Genomic DNA, 5,234 nt, shown 5'->3' on the forward strand with positions numbered 1-5,234 from the left:
CCCCGTCATCACCCTCGACGCCCGACGACGCGACAGCGCCAAAAGCGCCCTCATCACCCTCGTCGAACACGCCCTCCTCGCCCGCCTCCGCTGAGCCGGAACCGCAGGTCGGCGGCCCTGGCGGCCCGTTGTCCACGACGGGCCGCCGGGGCACCTCCGGGTACGACGGGTGTCGTCACGGGGCACCGCGCAAGACCCACGCATAAGCAGCCGATAACAGTTCGGTAGGCATTTTGTGATCAACAGTGACTCCGCGTAGCTCGTCCACGCCACTCAGCGCCAGAAGACCACGGTTTTGCGCCATCATGTTGATGAATGTCCCAAATGTGCCGCAGCGGGCGGCAACCGAGAGCTGTTTGTCCCTCATCCCTGCACGTGCTGAAATTCCAGCTACCCCTAAAACCCGTACGACAGTCCCACCCGGCAGCGGGCAGCTGCTAGGGGTAGCGCTGGATTGATCCATGGCCGCCATGCCGGCCGAGAGGTTGTTGTCGAGTGAGGCGTAAGCAGCAAGTCGCCCCGCAGCGGCGCTCCGAGCCCCGCCAGAGCGAGCCGAACGGTACCGCAACGGACCCGGCCGGATTCTCGGCGTTCACCCCTGCCGATGAACGCCCCCCGGTCACCCCGGCCCCGCAGCCCCCGGCCGCGTCCAAGGAGCGCCGCACCGGCGGCGGTTCCGCGGAGGCCGACGGCGGCGGCAAGGGCGGCGGCCGCTACGACTTCGTCCGGCCCCGCAACTGGCGCGTGCCCGCCCGTCTGATCGCGATTCTGCTGATCCCGGTCGTCATCGCCCTGGTCTTCGGCGGCCTGCGCGTCAACACCTCGGTCGACGGCTTCATCAAGGCCTCGCGCGCCGAGAAGACGGCCGAACTCGCCCAGGCGGCCACCGAGCTCGCCGAGGCGCTCGAGAACGAGCGCGACCGAACGCTCATACCCCTGCTGACCGGCCAGGACCCGACCGGTGAGGTCACCAGGAGCCGCGCCACCACGGACACCGCGCTGAAGGCCTACAACGCCGCCTACGAGGCCACCGACCGGTCCGGCGAGCTGCCCCGGCGCCACGCCACCTTCCAGAGCCTCGTCGCCGACCTGCCGCACCTGCGCCAGGTCGCCTACGGCAAGGAGCTGTTCGCCACCGCCACGCAGTCCGCGTACTCGGTGATGGCCGCGCCGCTGCTCGCCTACGACAACTCGGTCGGCCTCGGCAGCACCAACATGACCAGCAAGGGCCGCGCGATCTACGCCATGTCGCTGGCCAAGGCCTCCGCCTCGACCCAGCGCGCGCTCATGCTCCACCTGCTGGTCGGCATCACGTCCAACGCCACCACCCGGTACGAGAACACCGACCTGATCCAGCAGCTCCTGGTCTCCCAGAAGCTGGAGCAGGTGTCGCTGTCCGAGTTCAACACCGGCAGCGCCCCCGAGGACGCCCTCAAGTACGCCGAGGCCCAGGTCGCCCAGGCCAACGCCGATCAGCGCGCCGCCTACCGGATGCCCAACGGCAGCGCGCCCACCATGCAGGGCCTGCTGGCCATCGGCAACGCGTACAGCCAGGCCGCCGCCGACGGCTACAGCCGGGGCAAGCCGGCCGCCGACGCGGCGTACAAGGAGGCCAAGGACGCCGGTCTGACCCCGGAGAACTGGAACCAGGCCGCCAACACCCACATCGCCGCGCTGCGTTCCACCGAGGTCGCGCTGCTGAAGGACGTCCTCGACGACGCGTCGGACCTCAAGGACAACGCGCTCTACGACGCCATCCTCAACTCGGCGATCGTGCTCGCCGCGCTGGTCCTCGCCGGTGTGCTCACCGGCTACGTGGCCCGCTCGATGATTCTCGGCATGCGCACCCTGCGCAACGCCGCCCTGGAGATCGCCGACCACCGTCTGCCGGACCTGGTCGAGAAGCTCTCCAAGACCGACCCCGACCGGGTGGACACCTCCGTCACCCCGATCCCGCTGCACGGCAAGGACGAGATCGGCGAGGTCGCCCGGGCCTTCGACCAGGTCCACCGGCAGGCCGTGGCGCTCGCCGCCGAACAGGCGCTGCTGCGAGGGAACGTCAACGCGATCTTCACCAACCTGTCGCGCCGCAGCCAGAGCCTGATCCAGCGCCAGCTGGCGCTGATCACCGACCTGGAGAACAACGAGGCCGACCCGGACCAGCTGGAGAACCTCTTCAAGCTGGACCACCTGGCCACCCGTATGCGCCGCAACGGTGAGAACCTGCTCGTCCTCGCGGGCGAGGAGGCCGGCCGCCGCTGGAACACCCCGGTCCCGCTGGTCGACGTGCTCCGCGCCGCCGCCTCCGAGGTGGAGCAGTACGAGCGCGTCGAGCTGGCCGGCATCCCCGAGACCGAGGTCGTCGGCGCCGCCGTGACCGACCTCGTCCACCTGCTCGCCGAGCTGCTGGAGAACGCCACCTCGTTCTCCAGCCCGCAGACCCGGGTGCTGGTCAACGCCACCCGCCTGCCGGACGGCCGGGTGCTGGTCGAGATCCACGACAAGGGCATCGGCCTCACCGCCGAGGACTTCGCCGAGATCAACGAGAAGCTCGCCGAGCCGCCCACCGTCGACGCCACCATCTCCCGCCGCATGGGCCTGTTCGTGGTCGGCCGGCTCTCCCAGCGGCACGACATCCGCGTCCAGCTCCGCCCGTCCGGGGAGTCGGCCGGCACCACCTCGCTGGTGATGATCCCGCCGTTCCTGACCCGGACGGGCGCGGCGCCGGAGCCGGAGGAGCAGTTCACCGTCTCCCGGATCTTCCCCGACCAGGAGCCGGCCCAGCCCGACTGGGCCGCCGCCCCCCAGGACGGTCCGCGCAGCGCCGCCGAGCTGGGCTTCGACGACCACCTCACCGGTCAGGGCAACGCCGGCAGCACCGGCTTCAGCCCGGCCCTGGAGGCCGTCCAGCGCTCGCAGCGGCTCGACCAGGTCCGCCGCGCGGCCCTGGAGGCCGGCCCGCACGCCACCGAGCCGCCGGTGCTCGACGCCGAGGTCGAGGAGGACGGGTACCGGTCCGAGGGCGACTACCAGCCGTACGGCCAGGACGACCAGTACGCCCCGCAGGGCTACGACCAGTCCGGCTACGGCGACGGCCAGTACACCGACGGGTCGTACGGCCGCGCCGACGAGTACGGCCAGGACGCCTACGGCCAGTACCCGCAGCAGGGTTACGACCAGTCCGGCTACGCCGACGACCAGTACGCCCCGCAGGGCTACCAGGACCAGCAGGACCAGCAGGACTACCAGGGCTACGACGGCTACGCCGACGAGCAGTACGGCCACCCGGTCGAGGAGGCCCCCGCAGGCCACCCGTACACCCCGGAGCCGCCCGCACTGCCCGCCGCCGGGCCCACGGCCGAGCCCACCGCCACCCTGCCGTCCGGGCTGCCGCAGCGCCGTCCCGGCCAGCAGCTGAGCAACGGCGGCCTGAACCCGGCCCAGCAGAGCGACGGCCGGGGCACCGGCGAGAGCCCGAACTGGTTCGCCGGCGCCAAGGACACCTCGGCGCCCACCGAACCGCGCGGACACGAGGTGTCCGCGCTGGGCGGCTACGGGCCCACCGGCCCGACCGGCCCGGCCACCGCCGCCTGGCAGTCGCCCAACGACGGCGACTGGCAGCGCGCCGAGCAGCTGCGCGAGCCCGCCTCCGGCGGCACCACCCCGTCCGGCCTGCCCCGGCGGGTGCCCAAGCAGAACCTGGTGGCCGGCAACGCCAAGCCCACCCCGCAGGACGGGCCGCAGGTCTCCCGCAGCCCCGAGGAGGTTCGGGGACGCCTCACCAACCTGCGCCGCGGTGTGGAGCAGGGCCGCAGCGCCGGCAGCACCGGAAGCTTCCGGATCGACCCCGATCAGGTAGACCCGTCCGGCAACGGACAGCCGAACCGCAGCACCGATCTCTTCGGCGGCTCGAACCACCAGGAGCGTTGAGTTGAGTCAGATGAGCCAGGCCGCACAGAACCTGAACTGGCTGATCACCAATTTCGTGGACAACACCCCCGGGGTGTCGCACACGGTGGTGGTCTCCGCGGACGGCCTCCTGCTGTGCATGTCCGAGGGATTCCCCCGCGACCGCGCCGACCAGCTCGCCGCCGTCGCCTCCGGCCTCACCTCCCTCACCTCCGGCGCCAGCCGGATCTTCGAGGGCGGCGAGGTCAACCAGACCGTCGTCGAGATGGAACGCGGATTCCTCTTCCTCATGGCGGTCAGCGACGGCTCCGCCCTCGCCGTACTCGCCTCCCCCGACTCCGACATCGGCCTCGTCGGATACGAAATGGCCCTGCTCGTCGACCGGGCCGGCGCCGTCCTCACCCCCGCACTCCGCGCGGAACTCCAGGGCAGTCTCCTGCACTGACGGTCCGTCGGATACCGTCCAGGTATTCGAAGCACCTCCACGCCCGTCCCGGGCCCGCTTCGGCGGGCTCGGGTTCGGACGTTGTACGGCCTTCGCACCACCGGCTCAGGACCTGCGCCCGAGCTCGCACCGCACCGCCGCACCTTGTGAGGAGAGGAACCGTGACACCGCCCGACGACCGTAGCGGCCAGTACGGCGTTCCGTACCCTGGCACAGGCCATGACGCCTTCGGAGCACCCGGCGTCGTCGGCCACGGTCAGGAGTACGGCCGGCCGCAGCACGGCCGGCAGTACGGCCAGCAGTACGGCCGGCACGAGTACGGCCAGCCGTACGCGCCCGACCAGTACGGCCAGTACGCCCAGCCGCAGCCCTCGTTCGACGCCCCGCCGCCCGGCTACCCGGCACCGGGGCACGCCCCCGGCCACGGACCCGGCCGACCGCCGGCCGAAGAGCCGGGGCACGTCGAGGAGTTCGAGGACGAGTACGACTCGGGCCCGCTGATCCGGCCGTTCGCGATGACCGGCGGACGCACCCGGCCGCGCTACGAACTGGCGCTGGAGGCACTCGTCTCCGCCAACGTCGACCCGCAGCGCCTGGCCACCCTGCTCCCCGAGCACCAGCGGATCTGCACCCTGTGCACGGAGGTCAAGTCCGTCGCCGAGGTGTCGGCCCTGCTCGCCCTTCCTCTGGGGGTGGCCCGCATCCTCGTGGCCGACCTGGCCGAGGCCGGCCTCGTCGCCATCCACCAGCCCGCTTCCGGCGGCGAATCCGGAAACCAGCCCGACGTCACGCTGCTCGAAAGGGTCCTCAGTGGACTTCGCAAGCTCTAACGCGGCCGCCCCCACCCGCGCCACCACCTCCGCGAAGATCGTCGTCGCCG

At 71.6% G+C, this 5,234-nt stretch carries 3 protein-coding genes and 1 pseudogene; all 4 read left to right on the forward strand.

Annotated features, from left to right (window positions below; genetic code table 11):
- Positions 1–94 (forward strand): annotated as a pseudogene (locus ACIP82_RS37600) (ATP-binding protein); the annotation flags it as partial.
- A 401-nt stretch (positions 95–495) separates the two neighbouring features.
- The gene (locus ACIP82_RS37605; RefSeq protein ID WP_400660271.1) at positions 496–3,930 is read left to right on the forward strand and encodes a nitrate- and nitrite sensing domain-containing protein; all 3,435 of its coding nucleotides are present in this window, start codon (positions 496–498) and stop codon (positions 3,928–3,930) included.
- A 10-nt stretch (positions 3,931–3,940) separates the two neighbouring features.
- Positions 3,941–4,354, forward strand: coding sequence for a roadblock/LC7 domain-containing protein (locus ACIP82_RS37610; protein WP_030057391.1), 414 nt, complete (start codon positions 3,941–3,943; stop codon positions 4,352–4,354).
- Between the two features lie 161 nt (positions 4,355–4,515).
- Positions 4,516–5,184: a DUF742 domain-containing protein gene (locus tag ACIP82_RS37615; RefSeq protein WP_363615400.1), complete on the forward strand. Its 669-nt coding sequence runs from the start codon at positions 4,516–4,518 to the stop codon at positions 5,182–5,184.
- Positions 5,185–5,234 lie beyond the last annotated feature (50 nt).

The sequence above is a fragment of the Kitasatospora sp. NPDC088548 genome (assembly GCF_044753005.1).
GTDB lineage: Bacteria > Actinomycetota > Actinomycetes > Streptomycetales > Streptomycetaceae > Kitasatospora.

Bases quoted from the DNA above. Each gene is read 5' to 3' on its own strand.
- ACIP82_RS37610 (WP_030057391.1), top strand. From the start codon at position 3,941: ATGAGCCAGGCCGCACAGAACCTGAACTGGCTGATCACCAATTTCGTG.